Raw genomic sequence first — 18,394 nt, forward strand, 5'->3', positions numbered from 1 at the left:
CCTCAGGGGAGCGCTGGGCGGGAGCCCCCGAGGGCGCAACGCGGACACCGCCGACGTCGCCCTTCGATACTCCGTGCGCGGTCATTGGAGCCTCCGAAGCACGGCAGAGGTCAGCACTGCACGCGCATTCGCGGCCGATCGCCCCGCTCAGCGCGCCAAGCGCCAGCGCTCGGTTCCGCTGGGCGTCCAGCAGCCGACGTCCGGCAGCCCTGGCGTCAGCCCTCGGTGCCCGTGCGCGGCAGCTTCTGCGGTGGCTCGGTGGCGTTGCCTCGCGCCACCAGCTCACGCACCACGGACTCCAGCGCGCGAATGCGACGGCCCGCCCGGCCCGGGGCCCACTGCTCCACGTCCGGCCCTCGGAGCAGCTCCATCGCCTGCTCCACCCCGCCCGCCTTGCCCTTCAACGCGCGCGCCGTGGCCAGCCGCACGCTGCTTGACGGCCGCCGGGAGATGCCACCCGCCCACAACAAATCCAACGCGAAGGTCGTCCACACCGCCAGCTCGTCGTCGGGACGGAGGAAGGCCTCGAAGCGATTCATCGCCTCCAGCCGGGGCTCGCCCGCGCGGAGGACGTCCTCGGACAGCTCCACGTGCAGCGGCGTACTGTAGGCCAGCGGCTGCTCGGGCGCGATGACAGCCTCGAAGCGCTCGCCTGTGGACGGTCGGCACGCCACCGCGTGCACCAGCTCGGTGGGAAACTCGTCGCCGCCCGCCGGGTGCGCGTTGGCCTCGCCGTAGAAGAGGACCAGCTTCTCGAAGCGCTCGGCCAGTGAGCGCAGCTCCAGGGGCGGACGCCACGGCCCGAAGTAGATGCGGCGCCGGTTGGGCGACGTCCGCGTCGACTGCCGCTCCAACTGCGTGTCCACCATGTACTCGAACGCCCGCAGCATGGTGTCGAAGCGCGCCGGGTCACCTTCCAGGATGCCCAGCATCTCCACCACCGCCTCGATGGTGGACACGCAGTGGTCCGCGGGCTCCGCGCGAATGCGGTAGTTGCTCGGTCGGCGCGGCACGAAGCCGATGCGCGGCAGGCCCGCCAGCACCGGGTTGCGCGAGACGACCTTCTTCGCCTGTGGCCAGGTGCCATCCACCACGATGAGCGTCTTGGGCGGATTGAGGCTCGCCTCCTCCACCGTGATGGCGTCCTCGCCCGGGAACAGCACGGCCACCGACTCCGGCTGGGCCGCCAGCGCTTCCAACCGCGCGTGGCCGGTGAAGTCGACGCCCTCGTGCAGCTCCGAGTTGCTCAGCGACAGGTGGGCCATGCGCGCGGTGCCAATGGCGACGCGGCTCTCACGCGGGTGCTGGAGGAACACCACGCGCGTGCGCGTCTCCAGCCGGGGCGGCAACTGCGCGCAATAACACGTGCTCTCGGGACGACGACAACGCAGACAGAGGTTACGCACGGCCACCGCCTTTACGGCACCCCTCGGAACCGGGCAAGTCCCGCCACCCGAGAAGCCGGGGCAGGCGGGGGGCCAGGGGGCTGGCCTCCCCCTGGACGGCAAAGTACAGAGCCCTCCGTGAATCTGCTGCTCCTGCTCGACGACGACTTCCTGCCAGACGGCACCGCGCGGCTCACCGGGCGGAGGGCCCAGCATGCCCGGGAGGTGCTTCGGGCCGAACCCGGCGAATCCCTCCGCGTGGGGCGGCTGGGCGGCCTCACCGGCACCGGCGAGGTCCTGGAGAACAGCGCGGGCGTGCTGCACGTCCGCGTCACCCTCACCGAGCCACCGCCCCCGCGCCCAGGCATCGACCTGCTGCTGGCCATCCCCGCCCCAAGGCCTTGAAGAAGGTGCTGCCCGCGGTGGCCTCGCTGGGCGTGGACCGCATTGTCCTGGTCAACGCGGCGCGCGTGGAGAAGAGCTACTTCGACTCCAAGGTGCTGGACGCCGCCTTCGTCCACGAGCTGCTCATCCAGGGCCTGGAGCAGGCCCGCGACACGCGCCTGCCGGAGGTCCTCGTGCGCGAGCGCTTCCGCCCCTTCGTCGAGGATGAACTCGACGCCGTGTTCGGGAAGGAAACACTGCGCCTGCTCCCCCACCCGCCCGCGAAGCAGCCCCTCCGCGCGCTGGGCGTGGGGACGGCTCAGCGCGTCGTACTCGCCATTGGCCCGGACGGAGGCTGGGTGCCCTTCGAAACGGACCTTCTGGAAGCCCACGGTTTCCACCCTTTTTCGTTGGGGCCCCGCATTCTTCGCGTGGAGACAGCCGTGCCCGTCCTCCTTGGGCAGGTCACACTTCTACGAGAAGACATCACCGCGCCCTCCGAGCCAACTCGGGCTTGAAGTACCGCCGCGCGCGGGTGAAGAGTGGTCCATGGCCACGAACCGCTCTTCCGCCGCCGCTCAGCCCGCCCTGGGCGAGCAACAGCCCCTCGTCACGTCCGAGGAGCAGGCTCCCGCCGCCGCGCCGGCGAAGCCCGCCACGCACGACACGGTGCCGCCTCCGGCCCTGCTCGACTTCATGATGAAGGACTGGAAGCCGCGCTCGAAGAAGCTTCCGCCCAAAATCAAGAACGCGGAGTCCTTCAAGGCCCGCCGCCGCGCGCTCTCCAAGCTGTTCCCTGGCGAGACGCTCGTCATCCCCAGCGGCCACGAGAAGGTGCGCGCCAACGACACCAACTTCCGCTTCCGGCCGGGCAGCGACTTCTACTACCTCACCGGCAACATGGAGCCGGACTGCGTCATCGTGCTCCAGCCCAAGGAGAAGGGCGGCCACACCGACGTCCTCTTCGTGGAGCCCAACCCGGGCCGCACCGACGCCACGTTCTTCACCGACCGCGTGAAGGGTGAGCTGTGGGAAGGCCCGCGGCTGGGCGTGAAGGAGAGCCAGGCCCGCTATGGCGTGGACCAGGCGCGCGGCCTCAACGAGTTGCCGGACTTCCTCGCCAGCCTCGGCGGCGAGTCGAGCCCGTCCACCCGCGTGCTGCGCGGCCTGTCCCCCAAGGTGGACGGCGCCGTGAAGGAGCCCGCGGAGAAGGACAAGGAGAAGCAGTTGGCCCAGGCGCTGTCGGAGATGCGCCTGCTCAAGGACGCGCAGGAGCTGAAGGAGCTGCAGACGTCCATCGACTCCACGCAGCGCGGCTTCGAGGACGTCATCCGCGGCCTGAAGACGGCGAAGACGGAGCGCTACGTGGAGGGCATCTTCAACCTCCGCGCCCGCGTGGAAGGCAACGACGTGGGCTACCGCACCATCGCCGCGGCGGGCTCGCACGCGTGCGTGCTGCACTGGCACCACAACGACGGGCCGCTGGTCCCCGGCGACTTGCTGCTGCTGGACGCGGGCGTGGAGGGCCAGACGCTCTACACCGCGGACATCACCCGCACCCTGCCCATCACCGGCAAGTTCACGTCGGAGCAGCGCGAAATCTACGAGCTGGTGCTGAAGGCGCAGGACGCGGCCTTCGCGCAGGTGAAGCCGGGCAACGACTTCATGGAGCCCAACCGCGCCGCCATGCGCGTGCTCGCCGAGGGCCTGGAGTCCCTGGGCATCCTCGACAGCGCCGAGGAGGCGCTCAAGGACGAGCACCAGTTCTACAAGCGCTACTCGCTCCACAACGTCAGCCACATGCTGGGCCTGGACGTGCATGACTGCGCCCAGGCGCGGCAGGAGGCCTACAAGTACGGGAAGCTCCAGGCCGGCATGGTGCTGACGGTGGAGCCGGGCCTGTACTTCCAGACGGACGACCTCACCGTGCCCAAGCGCTACCGCGGCATCGGCGTGCGCATCGAGGACGACGTCGTCGTCACCGCGCGCGGCTGCAAGGTCCTCTCCGCCGACATCCCCCGCGCCACCAAGGACGTGGAGTCCTGGATGAAGGGCCTGTGGGCGGAGGACAAGGCCGGCAAGAAGAAGAAAAAGAAGAAGTAGGACGGGCCTACTTCGCCTTTGGCGTGGTGGCGGGCTTCACGCTCGCCGCCGCCCGCTCCTGCCACTCCGCCAGCGGCAGGGGCTTCACGTCCTTGAGCGTGGACACGTCGACGTCGAACGTGCGCGGCGTCGAGCTCGGGTCCGACCCGGCGGTGAAGCTCAGCCGGTGGATTTCGTGCCCGTCCTCCGTCTCCAGCACCACGCGCCACTTGCCGGGCTTCAGGTTGGACGTCGTCGCGTAGTAGCGGTAGCCGCCGTCCGTGCCGTTGCTGCTCACGTCGGCCACGAAGCCGTTGCCGTACGTCGTCCAGCCCTTCTGCGGGTCGTCGAAGTACCAGCGCACGCGGACCTTGTAGGCCTGGAAGTGCTTCGGCGCGAAGATGCGGAAGAAGTAGTAGGGCTTGTCCCCCTGCTGCATCAGGAAGTCCGGGTCGCCCCACGTCCACGGCTTGTACCAGGTGCGGGCGTCCACCGAGGACAGGTGGTAGATGCCCGGGCTCACCCGCTCCACCTGGTGGTAGATGCCCGCGAACTGCACCGACACCGGCAGCGGCGGAATCACGCCCACCACGTACAGCCCCAAGAGCGCCGCCTGCACGCCGAAGCCGGGGATGGCCACGTTGCGCAGCACGTAGCGGCGGTCATCCGGGCGCCAGCGGGCAATGAGGCGCATCATCCCGAAGATGCTCGCCGAGCCCAGCGCGACGGCCAGCAGGAAGACCCAGAAGCCCATGCGCCCGAGCGCCACCGGGAGCAGGCAGACGAAGTACATCGTCACGCTCAGGCTGAGCAGCACCATGCGCATGACGGGGCCCAGCTTGCGGAACACCGGCAGCTCGTTGGCCGCCAGCAGGGCGAAGATGCCTCCCACGAAGAGGTACGGCAGCGCGCCGGACGAGCTCTTGAAGAGCAGCAGCATGAACGCGCTGAGCAGGCTTCCGAAGAGGAAGTGGATGGCGTCCTCGCGCCAACGCCACACCTTCACGAGGAACTTCGGAGGCTCCACGCCGTCCGGGTAGCGCTGCTCCATGAGGAGCAGGCCCGTGAGGACCAGCAGGTAGCCGAAGTTCTGCACCAGCGTCAGCGTGTCGTCGATGCGGCTGATGGTGATGACGTCGTAGAGAAAGCCTCCGAAGAAGAAGAGGGCCATCTCCCACTTCTCGTGACGGGCGCGGAACTGCTGCACCTTGTCCAGGAGGGTGGGCGTCTTCGCCGTGTCCACCAGGTCGTCCGGGTCCACCGTCACGCCGGGCGCATGGGCCGGCAGGACGGTGTCCGTCAGGGCGACGGCGGCGTTGGTATCAGCGACGGGGACGTTCGCATCGACAGCCGGGGTTGCGGGCACGTCGGCGGCTTCGTCCGGGTTCTGGGGAGCGTTGTGACGGTTGGCGGTGACCACGGGGGTTCCTCGGGGCAGCGGCCTCCCATCCTAGCCGCAGCGAGGGGAGTCGGTCTCCCCTCGCCCGTCATGCCCGAGGCCCCGTCCGCTAGGCCGGGCTCTTGCCCGCGACCAGGTCGGCCAGCTCCCCGCGCTCATGCAGCTCCATGAGGATGTCGGAGCCGCCGACGAACTGCCCGTTGATGAAAATCTGGGGAATGGTGGGCCAGTTGGTGAAGTCCTTGATGCCCTGGCGAATCTCCGGATCCGACAGCACGTCCACCGTGTGGACCTCCCCCAGGGGCTGCAACAACTGCAGGGCCCGCGCGGAGAAACCACACTGCGGGAACAAGGCATTGCCCTTCATGAAAAGGACAATCTTGTGCGACTGCGTCTCCTGCTCCAACCGGGCCTTGAGTTCAGGCGTCATGGGTACCGCTCCTTCTTAGCGTGTCCCGAGCTTCTTCCACTGCTCGGGAGAATAGGTTTTTAGCGCGAGCGCATGCAGCTCGCCGCTCTTCAGCCACTGCTGCAGGGGCGCGTACACGAGCTGGTGCTGTTGCACCATCGCTTTCCCCGCGAAGTCAGGGCTCACCACCCGGGCCTCGTAGTGGTCTCCCGTCCCGGTGTAGTCCCGCACGTCCACCTCGGAGCCCGGCAGGGCCTCCAGGATGCGGGCCCGGATGAATTCAGCGTCGAGCATCAGTTCATTCCCCTTCCCATCACCAGCATGGCGGGGTCCACCCCCATGCTTCGCAACGTCGTATCCCACAGCTTCGAGGGCTCGAGCCCCAGCACCGACTCCGTCGTGGCCTCGGTGAAGAGCCAGGAGCCGGCGGCGATTTCGCTCTCGATTTGCTTGGGCCCCCACCCCGCATACCCCAGGCAGAAGCGCAGGCGTGGGTTCGGATTCGTCAGCAGGGGGCCCAGCGCGTCCAGCGTCACGCTCAGGAACAGGCCGGGAAGCACCGCGTGCTTCTCGCGCTGCTCCGGGTCATCGTGGAGGACGAAGCCCCGCTGGGGCTCCACCGGGCCGCCCAGGAACACGGGGTGCTCCTTGCGGCCCGCGGCGACGCTCAGGTTCTGCCCGCGCGCCAGCTCACCGAGCGTCAGCGGCGCGCTCCGGTTGATGACGAGCCCCATGGAGCCCGTCTCGCTGTGCTCGAGCATCAGGACGACCGAGCGGTAGAAATTCGGGTCGCCGAGCTGGGGCATGGCGACCAGCAAGCCGGGAGCGAGGTTCTTCACGCAAGGAGCATCAACCGTTCACGCGGATGGCGCAACCGGAACCCGCCCCGGCGGCCCCTGCCGGAGGGGCCGTCAGTGCCAGCTCGTGTGCCTGGACTGGAGCGCCTCGGCCAGCCGCTGGGGGTCCAGGGGCTTGCCGATGAAGAGGTCCGCGCCCAGGCCCTTGCACTTGCGCGCCATGGCCGCGTCGCTCATGGCGCTCACGCCGATGAGCACGGACTGCGGGAAGCGCTCGCGCAGCCGGGACATGAGGGTGGCGCCGCTGCGGCCGGGCAGGAAGACGTCGACGATGGCCGCGTCCATGCGCTTGTTGCGCACGGCGAACTCGGCCTCCTCGGCGCTGCCCACGGGCAAGGGCTCGTAGCCCCAGCCCGCCAGCATCTCGACGAGGATTTCGCGGTGGGAGGGGTCGTCCTCGACAACGAGCACCGCGCCGCGCGCGGGCTCCAACTTGAGCGTGTCCGCGCGCTGCTCCTCGCGCTCGCGGGTGTCGAGTTCGGTGGAGGTGGCAAGCTCTTCGCTGGTCGTGAGGGACATGGCGTCACCGATGTGGGCAAAAGGTTTCCGTGTGAGGAGAACCCCTCCCTCAACGTTGGGAATTCCACTTCGGAGCGGAGCCGACGGTCCGCTCACGCCGTCCGTCAGGCTGCCCTGCGAGGTGCCCCGGAAAGCGCCTGGGAGGCGAGCGAGGCGCCGAGCACCAGCAGCACGAGCAGGGCCCAGGCAGGCAGCACGACGCGGCCTCCGCCTTCGTAGATGAGGGCCGCGTAGCTGGTGCCCAGGTAGCGGCCCAGGGACATGGGCTCCATGCGGGCGATGCCGAAGAAGCTGACGGTGGACTCGGTGAGGATGGCGGCGGGCAGGCGGGAGAGGAACACCGCCAGGGCGAAGGGGCGCAGCGCGGGCCACAGGTGGACGCGCAGCAGGTGCAGTCCTCCGCCGCCGAGCGCCCGCGACGCCGCGACGTATTCCTGCGATTCGAGCGTCGCCAGGCGGTTGCGGAACATGCGCGCGGGACCGGCCCAGCCGACCAGGGCGAGCGAGGCGACCATCAACCCGAACGGGCCCAGGCCCCCACCCTGCCCCGCGTCCGCGAGCGACTGGCCCGCGAGTTGGAGCACCATCACCACGAGCACGTCTGGGAGGGCGAACACGGCGTCCACGGCACGGAGCAGGGTCTGCTCGACGACGCCTCCGGAGAGCCGCGCCACCGCCGCGACGGTGAGGCCGATGAGCGTGGAGAGCGCGCCCGCCGCGAGGCCCACGGCGAGGGAGACCCAGAGGCCGCCGAAGGCCAGCTCGCACACGGTGCGGTCCGGGCGCGTGGGGTCCATGCCCAGGGGGCACGTCTGGGCCAGGGCCTCTGGGAAGAGCCGCCCCGCGAGGAGGCTCAGCAGCCCGAGCCCGACGAGGAGCGCCAGTCCCACGCGAGCGCGCACCGGGACGCGGTTCATGTGGTTGCCTCACGGGAGCGAGGGTCCACGGCGTAGCGCAGCACCTCCACAGCGAGGCTCACGATGACGAGCAGCGTGGCGAAGGTGGTGGTGGCGACGACGACGACGGCCACCTGCTTGTTGAGCACGGCGAGGACGTAGAGCTGCCCGAAGTACGGCAGCCCGAGGACGCGCTCCGCCGCGAACGAGCCCGCGAGCAATGATGTGGCCACGGGCCCCACGGCGTCGAGCATCGCGGGCCACACGTTGGGCAGGACGTGACGGCGCAGCACGGTGGCGCGGGACAGGCCCTTGCCCAGCGCCGTGCGCACGTAGTCGCGAGACAACTCCGCCTCCAAGGAGTCCCCGACCAGCGTGCCCAGGAAGATGCCGGGCCAGATGGACGTCACCAGCGCCGCGCACAGTTCCGGGAGCAGGTTGCCGCGCTCCACCACGGCGGGGGCCAGCAGCAACGCAGGGATGAAGACGGGGGTGCCGAACGCCACGGCGGGGACCACGTCGCCCATGGCGGACCAGCGGCCCTTGCGCCATCGGGTGCGCAGCAGCGCGAAGCCCAAGGCCCACGTCAGCGCGAGCGGCAGCGCCATCAAGCCCACGCCCACGCTGCCGGAGAGCTTCGTCAGCAGCTCATCACCGGTGATGCCCTGGGCGCTCGTGCCCAGGCGCTCGCCACGAAAGAGCTTCTCCCACGGGCGCAGAAAACCCAGGGGCTCGCCGATGCCCAGGTCGCGCCGATACGAGGCGGCGAGTTCACGCGACACCTGCCGTTTGGCATCCGTCTCGGTGGTGAGCGGCAAGGCGGCCATGAGGAAGTACGACGCGATGGCCACCACGGGCACCAGCACCACCTGCCGCACCAGCCGCTGAGCCACGGCCTTCATGGCGCGCCCCAAGCAGGGACAGCGCGGGCACAATCGTGCTCAGTGCCGTTCGCTCGCCCAGTGCCTCCGCTGACGTCGACAGGGGCAGCGGCCGCCATGGAGAAGCCACGCACAGTAGCGCCCCGAAGCGCGGCCCCTCCGCGACTGTCCGCAGGTGCGGCGTACGCAGCGCCTACGACGAAGGGAATGCGCACGATACCGCCGCTACGAGAGGCCCCTCCGCGACTGTCGGCCGGTGCGGCGTACGCAGTGCTTACGACGAGGGGACCACGCGTGGCACTGCCGCTGCGGGAGGCCCCTCCGCGACTGGCGGCAGGTGCGGCGCACGCAGTGCCTACGATGAAGGGAACACGCGTGGCACCGCCGCTGCGGGAGGCCCCTCCGCACATAGCGACAGGTGTCGCGTCTGCCGCGCATGCGATGAACGGAACACGCGTGGCACCGCCGCTGCGAGAGGCCCCTCCGCGACTGTCGGCAGGTGCGGCGCACGCAGTGCCTACGACGAAGGGACCGAGCACCACGCAGCTCCTGCGCGCGCTGCCGCCGCCGAACAGAACGTCAGCACGGAAGCGGCCGCTCACGGCGCCTCCTGTGCGACAGGCGAATCCATCGTCACACGCAGTGCTCGCAACGCGAGGAAGTTGAACGGGTCCACGTCCAACCCACGCAGCCGCTCATGCGCGCGGTAGTAACGGTCCGGGTGGTACAGAGGCGCAATCACCGCCTGTTCTCCCACCAGCACCTCCTGCGCCTCGACGTACCGCGCACGGGCACTCACGTCGTCCGGAGCAGCATCCCCGGCCTCCAGCAGTCGCTCGAAGCGCGCCAGGGGCTCACCACCCGCCTGCGTCTCCCAGCCCGTCTGGTGGTTGCCCTCGCGCTCGAACAGCGTGAAGAACGTATTCGGGTGCGCGTAATCCGCCCCCAGCCGCCGCAGGTACAAGTCATACGTCCGAGGCCCCTGCGCCGAGCGCCGCGAAATCTCCGCCGAGAAATCCGAGCGCGCCTCCAACACCACCTTCACGCCCACCCGCGCGAGCTGCGCCGCCACCCGCTCCGCGATGGCCACCTCGGGCACAAACCCATCTCCCGACCTGTAGACGAGCCGCAACGGACGACCCAACCCCGCCACACCCGCCAGCTCCGCCCGCGCCTGCTCCGGCGCGTAGTGCGGCAATCGCCCCGCCTCCTCCGCGTTCGCGGCCAGAGGAAGCTCCGGAGGCAACAGCACATGCGACGGCCGCGCCGCGGGCAGCAATCCCGCCACCAGCGCTTCACGGTCCAGCGCCCTCGACAGCGCGCGCCGAACCTCGGGCCTGTCCAACGGCGCCTTCTCCGTGTTGAACGCCAGGAAGTACGTGGACAGCAGCGGCTCGCGGCGCAAGTCCGCGGGCCGGTGGATGCGCAGCGCCGCGGCACTGTCCACGAAGACGAACTCCACCCGCCCCCGCTCGTACAGCGCCGGGCCAATCTCCGACTTCATCAGCGTGATGACGGGCGCGGGCACCTCGCCCGGCGCCAGCGGCGGAGGAAACGCCGAGCCCGGGTTGTACACGAGCCGCACCCGCTCCCCCGCCCGGTCCCACTGGTCGACGCGGTAGGGCCCCAGCGCCAACGGCCGCCCCTCGCGAGGACGGTCGAAGTAATCCCGCACCTCCTCGTCGGACTTCCCCTCCAGGTCCGCCGAGGGCGCCGGATAGAACAGGTACACGTTGGCCACACGGGCCAGGAAGTAGCTGCGAGGCCGCGCCAGCATGACGCGCAACGTGTGCGAGTCCACGGCCTCCACGCCCACGCGCTCCATCGCCGCGTGGACCTCCGCCTCGGGCGCGCCGCGCTCCTGGAGCGCCAGCACCTCCGACGCCCCGTCGATGTCCGCCATCTCCCCGCGCTCACGGCCCTGGAGCGCTCGGCGCCACCCCACGACGAAGTCGCGGGCCACGAGCGGCGCGCCGTTGGACCAGCGCACATCCTGACGCAGGTGGAACGTATAGACGTCCCGCCCCCGCGCATCCGTGACGCGCTCCCACCGCTCCGCCAGCCCTGGCCCCACGGTGTGGTCCGGCTGCAACTGCGTGAGTCCGCGCTGGGTGGCCAGCATCACCGGGTAGTTCGCCCAGCTATCCGGATCCGAGTGGCTCCAATCCAGCGTGGCGGGCATGGACGGCACCACGACCTTCACGCCGGGCTCGGGCTGGAAGCCGCACGGCCCGCACGAGGCGGCCACCACCGCCACCAGGTACCACCACCACCGGAGTCGAGCGCGCGGAGCCACCAGGGCCCCTTCTACCCCGAAGCTCCAGGCGCCAGAAAAGGAGAAGCCAGGAACCCGGCGACCTTGGTCGTCCGGCATCCTGGCTTCCCTTCAACGCGGCCCGGCGGGCGCGGAGGCCCACCGGGTGCTGTCTGCCTCCGCTAGGCCGGGGCCACGGCCGGAGACGAGGCCGGCAGCTCCGTGCCCAGCTTGCCGCCGTCCGTCGAGGGCTTGCGGCCGAACTCCTCCGGCTTCTCCAGCACCAGCGCCTCGCGCAGCACGTCGTCCACGAACTCCACCGGGACGATGCGAAGCTGCTTGCGAATCTTCAGCGGGATGTCCTTCAGGTCCTTCTTGTTCGCCTTCGGGATGAGGACCGTCTTGATGCCCGCGCGGTGCGCGGCCAGCGTCTTCTCCTTCAGGCCACCAATGGGGAGCACCCGTCCACGCAGGGTGATTTCACCCGTCATGGCCACATCGCGGCGGATGAGCACGCGCGTGAGCGCGCTCACCAGGGCGGTGCAGATGGTGACGCCGGCGGACGGACCGTCCTTCGGAATCGCGCCTTCCGGCAAGTGGACGTGGATGTCGTAGTTCTCGAACACCTTGCGGTCGATGCCGAAGCGCTCGGCGCGGCTGCGCACGTAGGACATGGCCGCCTGTGCGGACTCCTGCATCACCTCACCCAGCTTGCCGGTGATGATGAGCTTGCCCTTGCCCGGCATCACCGTGGCTTCGGTGGTGAGGATTTCGCCGCCCAGCTCCGTCCAGGCGAGGCCCGTGACGATGCCCACCTGGTCCTCGCGCTCCGCCACGCCGTAACGGTAGCGAGGCGTGCCCAGGAACTTCATGGCCATCTTCCGGTCCACCTCGATGTCCCGCTTGCCGTTCTTCAGCACGTCGCGGGCAATCTTGCGGAACACGCCACCAATCTCACGCTCGAGCGAACGCACGCCCGACTCCCGCGTGTAGCGGTGGATGATGGTGCGCAGCGCCGGGTCGGAGATGTCGACCTTGAGGTCCGCCAGCCCGTTGGCCTCCTGCTCCTTCGGGATGAGGTAACGCCGGGCGATGGAGAGCTTCTCCGGCTCGGTGTACCCCGCGATGCGAATCACCTCCATGCGGTCCTGCAGCGGACCGGGGATGTTGTGCATCGTGTTCGCGGTGCAGATGAACATCACCTTGGACAAGTCGTAATCGAGGTCCAGGTAGTGGTCGTTGAAGTTGTGGTTCTGCTCGGGGTCCAGCACCTCCAGCAGCGCCGCGCTCGGGTCGCCTCGGAAGTCCGTGGACATCTTGTCGATTTCGTCGAGCAGGAAGACGGGGTTGTTGCTGCCCGCCTTCTTCAGCGACTGGATGAGCTTGCCCGGCATCGCGCCGATGTACGTCCGGCGGTGGCCGCGAATCTCCGCCTCGTCACGCACGCCGCCCAGCGACAGGCGCACGAACTTGCGGCCCGTGGCCCGCGCGATGGAGCGCGCCAGCGACGTCTTGCCCACGCCCGGAGGACCGACGAAGCACAGCACGGGGCCCTTGAGCTTCTTCACGAGCTGCTGCACGGCCAGGTACTCGAGGATGCGCTCCTTCGGCTTCTTCAAGCCGTAGTGGTCCTCGTTGAGCACCGTCTCCGCCTCGGTGACGTCCAGACGGTCCTGCGTCTCGTCGTACCAGGGGAGGCTGATGATCCAGTCGATGTAGTTGCGGACGACGGTGGCCTCGGCGCTCATCGGGCTCATCATCCGGAGCTTCTTCAGCTCCTTCTTGACCTTGAGCGTGGCCTCCTTGCTCATCCGCTTGTTCTTCAGCTTCTCTTCAATCTCCTGAATCTCGTTCTTGAACTCGTCGCGCTCACCCAGCTCCTTCTGAATGGCCTGCATCTGCTCATTCAGGTAGTACTCCTTCTGGGTCTTCTCCATCTGCTTCTTGACGCGCGTGCGGATCTTCTTCTCCACCTGGAGAATCTCGATCTCACCCTGCATCAGCTCGTAGAGCTTCTCCAGGCGCTTGGCCGGGGACTCCGTCTCGAGCAGGGCCTGCTTGTCGTTCAGCTTCAGGGAGAGGTGCGCGACGATGGTGTCCGCGAGCCGCGCCGGGTCGTCGATGCTGGCGACCTGCATCAGCATCTCGGGCGGGATGCGCTTGTTGAGCTTGACGAAGGCCTCGAAGACGGAGTGGACGCTGCGAACCAGCGCCTCCAGCTCCACCGTCTTCTCCGTCTGCTCCTCGACCTCTTCCACCTCGACCATGAAGAAGGCGTCGTTGGGGTGGAACTTCTTCACCTTGGCGCGGCGCACGCCTTCGACCAGCACCTTCACCGTGCCGTCGGGCAGCGGGAGGAGCTGGATGACGTGGCCCAGCGTGCCGAAGTGAAAGATGTCGTCCGGGGTGGGGTCGTTCGTCTTGGCCTTCTTCTGCGCCGCCAGCAGGATGACGGCCTTGTCGTCCGGCCCCTTGTGCGCCATCGCGTCCTTCAACGCCGCGATGGACTTCTCCCGGCCGACGAACAACGGCACCACCATGTGCGGGAACACGATGATGTCCCGAAGGGGCAAGAGCGGGACGGTGAGACCCCGCTTCTGGGCTTCCTTCTTGTCGTCACGTCCGAAGAACATGTATCCGCCACCTGCGGGCCGTGGATGAATCAGGCCCCTAGAAGAGTTGCCCGTCTGCTCGCTCGCCGAGCATTCGTACGGGATGAAGCAGTTCTATAACACGGCGATTCGCGGCGCCGTTCCCCGGCTCAAGATTGGGGAACGGCGTCGTGCCATCAAGGGAACACCCGAGGCTCCCTCGGGCGTCCGCTTGGAGTGTCAGCGGCCCTGCGCAGCCACCCCACCCTGTGCCCCCTGGACCTCCAGGGCATGGAACAGGAACGAATACAGGTCCACGCTCGAATCAATGGACTTGGCCACCTGGTCCGCGCCGCCGTGGCCCGCATTGGCCTCGATGCGCAGCAGCGCCGGGGCCTGGTTGCCCGTGGCGTTTTGCACCGCCGCCACGAACTTGCGGGCGTGCATGGGGTCCACCCGGTCGTCGTGGTCCGCCGCCATCATCAGCAGCGCCGGGTAGCGCACGTCCGCCTTCACGTGGTGGTAGGGCGAGTAGGCGTACAGCGTCTTGAAGTCCGCGGCCTTGTCCGCGGTGCCGTACTCCGGAATCCAGGTCCGGCCGCTGCCGAAGAGGTGGTAGCGCACCATGTCCAGCAGGGGCACGCCGCACACCACCGCGCCGTAGAGCTCCGGCCGCTGCGTCATGGCCGCGCCCACCAGCAGGCCGCCGTTGCTGCCGCCGTAGATGGCCAGCTTCTTGGGCTGCGTGTACTTCGCCTGGACCAGGTGCTCGGCCGCGGCGTGGAAGTCGTCGAAGACGTTCTGCTTCTTGTCCAGGCGGCCGGCGTCGTGCCACGCCTTGCCATACTCACCACCACCGCGCAGGTTGGCCACCGCGTACACGCCGCCCGCGTCCAGCCAGGGCAGGATGCTCGCCCGGAAGGTGGGCTCCATGCTCACGTTGAAGCCGCCGTAGCCGTACAGGAGCGTGGGCGCGTTGCCGTCCAGCGCCAGGTCCTTCCGGTGCACCACGAACATGGGCACCTTCGTCCCGTCCTTGGACGTGTAGAAGACCTGGTCGACCTTGTACTGCTCCGGGTTCATGGGCAAGTCCACCTTGGCCCAGAGCTCGGACTTCCCGGTGCTGACGGACGTCTTGTAGATCTGCCGCGGCGTGGTGAAGGACGTGAAGACGAAGTAGGCGTCGTCCAGGTCCTCCAGACCCACCAGGTTGGACGCGGCGCCCACGCCCGGCAACTGCACCGTGCGCACCGGCTTGCCCTTCAGCGTGGCCACGCGCACCTCGGTGGTGGCGTCCTTGAGGTACTCCAGCGCCAGGTGCCCGCCGACGATGTGCGCCGACTGCAGCGCGGCCACGGCGTCCTCCGCGACGATTTCCTTCCACGACGCGCGGGCCGTCTTCGCCGGGTCCACCTCGAAGACGCGCTGGCGCGGGGCACCCTCGTCCGTGAGGACGTAGAAGCGGTCCTTCCAGGCCTGCACCTCGTACTTGGCGCCCACGCCCTTCACCAGCAGGCGGAAGTCCTTCTCGCCCGGGCGCTTCCAGTAGACGTCGTTCTCGCTCCAGCCGCGGAGGATGTAGACGAAGAGGTACTTGCCGTCGCGGCTCAGGTCGCTCTGGAGGAACGTCGTCGGATCCCCCGTGCGCTCGTGCACCACCGCGTCCTTGGCCGGCTCGGTGCCCAGCGTGTGGTAGCGGATGGTGGTGTAGCCGGGGCGCTCGTCCACCTTGATGGACGAATCCGTGGGCAGCCACTCGTAATAGAAGCCCTTGTTGTCGGGCGTCCACTTGGGCGAGGCGTACTTGCCGCCCTCGATGACGTCGACCTTGGACCACTCGCCGGAGTCCACGTCGATGACGTGCAGCACCGCTTCATCCGCGGCGTTGGGCTTCTGGGCGAAGGCCACCTTCTTGCCGTCCCAGGACACCGACCAGGTGCCCAGCGACACGGTGCCGTCCTTGCTCCAGGTGTTCGGGTCGAGCAGCACCTTCTCCGGGCCGCTCTCACCCTGGCGCCAGTAGAGGATGCTCTTCTCCTTGTCCTTGTGCGTGCGCGAGTAGAAGAAGCGCCCGGCGCGGCGGGACGGCGTGGAGATGGAGTCGGTGTAGAACAGCTCGGTGAAGCGCTTGTGCAGCGCCTCACGGCCAGGGAACTTCCCAAGCTGCTCGCGGGCGTGCGCGTCCTGCGTCTTCATCCACGCCTGGACCTCGGGGGCCTTCTCGTCCTCGAGCCAGCGATACGGGTCCGCCACCTGGACGCCGTGCAAGGTGTCGACAATCTGCTCCGCCCGGGTTGCCGGGTGTGACATGCGAGGGGACTCCTCGGGAACGGGGGCCGCGGAGGCTGCCGCGGGAAGCTCTTCGCGCGCCGCCTCCTTCTGGGAGGCACACGCCGCGAGCGACATCAAGGCGGGGACGAGCAGCTTTCTCATGGGCCCAGCACATACAGAAAGGCCCCCGCCCGTCCCACAAAAAGTGTGGAGGGGCGAACGCAGCCTGGCCCCTCCCTGACGAAAGGGGCGCGCCCGGCCCACCTGTCGGTGGTCCGTGACGCGCCCCGTCAACCCGCCAACGCCCGGGCCCTCAGGGGGCCCCTGGCGTCAGGCGGATTCCTTCTTCGGCTCCGCGGCGTCCTTCTCCGCCTGCGCGTGGAGCACCACCGGCTCGCTCTTCCTGAGAATCACTTCCTCGGAGATGAGCACCTCGCGCGCCGTCTTGCGGGACGGGATTTCGTACATCACGTCCAGCATGGCCGACTCCAGGATGGAGCGCAGGCCACGGGCGCCCGCCTTGCGGCGGATGGCCTCGTTGGCGATGGCCTTGAGGGCGCCGTCGGTGAACTTCAGCGTCACCCCGTCCAGTTCGAAGAGCTTGCGGTACTGCTTGGTGAGCGCGTTCTTCGGCTGGTTGAGGATGTTGATGAGGGCGGCCTCATCCAGCTCCTCCAGCGCGGTGATGATGGGCAGGCGGCCGATGAACTCCGGAATCATGCCGAACTTCAGCAGGTCCTCGGGCTCCACGTGCTTGAGCAGCTCCGTGAGGCTGCGTTGCTTCTTGGACTGCACGTCCGCGCCAAAGCCCAGGCTGCGGCCGCCCATGCGCCGCTCAATCACCTGGTCCAGGCCGCCGAAGGCGCCGCCACAGATGAAGAGGATGTTGGTGGTGTCCACCTGCAGGAACTCCTGCTGCGGGTGCTTGCGGCCCCCCTTGGGCGGAACGTTGGCCACCGTGCCTTCGATGAGCTTGAGCAGCGCCTGCTGGACGCCCTCGCCGCTGACGTCGCGGGTGATGGAGGGGTTCTCCGACTTGCGGGCAATCTTGTCGATTTCGTCGATGTAGACGATGCCGCGCTGGGCCCGCTCGATGTCGTGGTCGGCGGCCTGCAGCAGGTTGACGATGATGTTCTCCACGTCCTCGCCCACGTAGCCGGCCTCGGTGAGGCAGGTGGCGTCAGCGATGGTGAAGGGCACGTTGAGGATGCGCGCCAGCGTCTGCGCCAGCAGCGTCTTGCCGCTACCTGTGGGCCCCAGCAGAAGGATGTTGCTCTTCTGCAGCTCCACGTCCTCCATCGCAACCTTGGACTCGATGCGCTTGTAGTGGTTGTGCACGGCGACGGAGAGCGTCTTCTTCGCCCGCTCCTGCCCAATCACGTACTCGTCCAGCACCGCCTTGATTTCGGAGGGCCGGGGGATGCGCAGCTTGGTGTCCTTCGTCTCCTCGCGGTCGATCTCCTCCGCGATGATGTCGTTGCAGAGCCCGATGCACTCGTCGCAGATGTAGACCGTTGGCCCCGCGATAAGCTTCTTGACCTCCTTCTGTGACTTTCCACAGAAGGAGCAGCAGAGGGTCTGGTTGTCTCGCTTCTCCACGTTCTTGCCCGCCATTTCGTCCCTCGCTGCGCCTGAAAGGCCCCAACCCCGAACTCCACCCACCCCGTTCCTGGCTCGGGACCAATCTAGTCAGCCCCCGTCCGGAACGTCCACGCGCCTTCCGGGTACTTAACAGGGGCCGTGCCATGACGCAGAAAGCAGAAAGCCGGAGTCGCGGGGGCGCATTCCCGCGGCTCCGGCTGCCAGCCGAGGCTCCGAAGCCTCGGCAATTCGCCTACTTCTTCTCTTCCTTGCCCAGCCCCACGACCTTCCGGGGATTCTGGATCTCATCGATGATGCCGTAGGCCTTCGCCTCCGAAGCACCCATGAAGTAGTCGCGGTCCGTGTCCTTCTCGACACGTTCAATGGACTGTGCGGTGTGCTTGACGATGAGCTCGTTGAGCTTCGCCTTCATCCGCAGGATTTCCTTGGCCTGGATTTCAATGTCCGTGGCCTGACCGCGCACCCCACCCAGGGGCTGGTGAATCATGATGCGGCTGGAAGGCAGGGCGTAGCGCTTGCCCTTCGCACCGGCGAGCAGCAGGACGGCCCCCATGGAGGCCGCCTGCCCGACGCAGATGGTCGACACCGGACACTTCACGTACTGCATGGTGTCGTAGATGGCGAGGCCCGCCGTGACGGAGCCGCCCGGCGAGTTGATGTAGAGGTTGATGTCCTTGTCCGGGTCTTCCGACTCCAGGAACAGCAACTGGGCGACGATGACGTTGGCGACGTCATCGTCGATCTCCGTCCCCAGCATCACGATGCGGTCCTTCAGGAGCCGGCTGTAGATGTCGTACGAGCGCTCACCCCGGTGGGTCTGCTCGATGACGTAGGGAACGGGCATGAAGGGCATGTCGACCTCGG

At 68.2% G+C, this 18,394-nt stretch carries 14 protein-coding genes and 1 pseudogene; 2 read left to right on the top strand and 13 right to left on the bottom strand.

Features of this window, described 5'->3' with window-relative positions:
• Positions 1–215 precede the first annotated feature (215 nt).
• Positions 216–1,412, bottom strand: coding sequence for a tRNA-uridine aminocarboxypropyltransferase (locus A176_RS23990; RefSeq protein WP_021781577.1), 1,197 nt, complete (start codon positions 1,410–1,412; stop codon positions 216–218).
• A 111-nt stretch (positions 1,413–1,523) separates the two neighbouring features.
• On the opposite strand from A176_RS23990, the pseudogene A176_RS23995 reads away from it, so the two are divergent.
• A pseudogene (locus A176_RS23995) lies at positions 1,524–2,287 on the top strand (16S rRNA (uracil(1498)-N(3))-methyltransferase).
• 31 nt (positions 2,288–2,318) lie between these two features.
• Positions 2,319–3,872: an aminopeptidase P family protein gene (locus A176_RS24000; protein WP_002637360.1), complete on the top strand. Its 1,554-nt coding sequence runs from the start codon at positions 2,319–2,321 to the stop codon at positions 3,870–3,872.
• A gap of 7 nt (positions 3,873–3,879) precedes the next feature.
• Here A176_RS24000 and A176_RS24005 read toward each other — a convergent pair whose 3' ends face one another.
• From A176_RS24005 to clpP, 12 genes are all read right to left on the bottom strand, one after another.
• Positions 3,880–5,271: a DUF2914 domain-containing protein gene (locus tag A176_RS24005; protein WP_002637359.1), complete on the bottom strand. Its 1,392-nt coding sequence runs from the start codon at positions 5,269–5,271 to the stop codon at positions 3,880–3,882.
• 88 nt (positions 5,272–5,359) lie between these two features.
• Complete coding sequence (gene grxD / locus A176_RS24010; RefSeq protein WP_002637358.1) at positions 5,360–5,680, bottom strand: Grx4 family monothiol glutaredoxin; 321 nt, start codon at positions 5,678–5,680, stop codon at positions 5,360–5,362.
• Positions 5,681–5,695: 15 nt separating this feature from the next.
• Positions 5,696–5,953: a BolA family protein gene (locus tag A176_RS24015; RefSeq protein WP_002637357.1), complete on the bottom strand. Its 258-nt coding sequence runs from the start codon at positions 5,951–5,953 to the stop codon at positions 5,696–5,698.
• Positions 5,953–6,498 carry a YqgE/AlgH family protein gene (locus A176_RS24020; protein WP_002637356.1) on the bottom strand — a complete coding sequence of 182 codons (546 nt, stop codon included), beginning with the start codon at positions 6,496–6,498 and terminating at the stop codon, positions 5,953–5,955. The genes A176_RS24015 and A176_RS24020 overlap by 1 nt, the downstream gene beginning before the upstream one ends.
• A 72-nt stretch (positions 6,499–6,570) precedes the next feature.
• On the bottom strand, positions 6,571–7,035 hold the full coding sequence (locus A176_RS24025) for a response regulator (RefSeq protein ID WP_002637355.1): 465 nt from the start codon (positions 7,033–7,035) through the stop codon (positions 6,571–6,573).
• Positions 7,036–7,139: 104 nt separating this feature from the next.
• The gene (locus tag A176_RS24030) at positions 7,140–7,952 is read right to left on the bottom strand and encodes an ABC transporter permease subunit (RefSeq protein WP_002637354.1); all 813 of its coding nucleotides are present in this window, start codon (positions 7,950–7,952) and stop codon (positions 7,140–7,142) included.
• Positions 7,949–8,833: an ABC transporter permease subunit gene (locus A176_RS24035; RefSeq protein ID WP_002637353.1), complete on the bottom strand. Its 885-nt coding sequence runs from the start codon at positions 8,831–8,833 to the stop codon at positions 7,949–7,951. Before A176_RS24035 ends, A176_RS24030 begins: the two co-directional genes overlap by 4 nt.
• A gap of 577 nt (positions 8,834–9,410) precedes the next feature.
• A complete protein-coding gene (locus A176_RS24040) occupies positions 9,411–11,111 on the bottom strand; it encodes a peptide ABC transporter substrate-binding protein (protein ID WP_044890960.1) in 1,701 nt (566 codons plus the stop codon).
• Positions 11,112–11,248: 137 nt separating this feature from the next.
• Positions 11,249–13,699: an endopeptidase La gene (gene lon / locus A176_RS24045; protein WP_002637351.1), complete on the bottom strand. Its 2,451-nt coding sequence runs from the start codon at positions 13,697–13,699 to the stop codon at positions 11,249–11,251.
• A gap of 198 nt (positions 13,700–13,897) precedes the next feature.
• Positions 13,898–16,063, bottom strand: a complete 2,166-nt coding sequence (locus tag A176_RS24050; RefSeq protein WP_082282812.1) for a prolyl oligopeptidase family serine peptidase — start codon at positions 16,061–16,063, stop codon at positions 13,898–13,900.
• Between the two features lie 195 nt (positions 16,064–16,258).
• Complete coding sequence (clpX, locus tag A176_RS24055) at positions 16,259–17,542, bottom strand: ATP-dependent Clp protease ATP-binding subunit ClpX (protein WP_002637349.1); 1,284 nt, start codon at positions 17,540–17,542, stop codon at positions 16,259–16,261.
• Positions 17,543–17,762: 220 nt separating this feature from the next.
• On the bottom strand, positions 17,763–18,383 hold the full coding sequence (gene clpP / locus A176_RS24060) for an ATP-dependent Clp endopeptidase proteolytic subunit ClpP (protein WP_002637348.1): 621 nt from the start codon (positions 18,381–18,383) through the stop codon (positions 17,763–17,765).
• Between the last annotated feature and the right edge of the window lie 11 nt (positions 18,384–18,394).

It is taken from the genome of Myxococcus hansupus, from assembly GCF_000280925.3.
Taxonomy (GTDB): domain Bacteria; phylum Myxococcota; class Myxococcia; order Myxococcales; family Myxococcaceae; genus Myxococcus; species Myxococcus hansupus.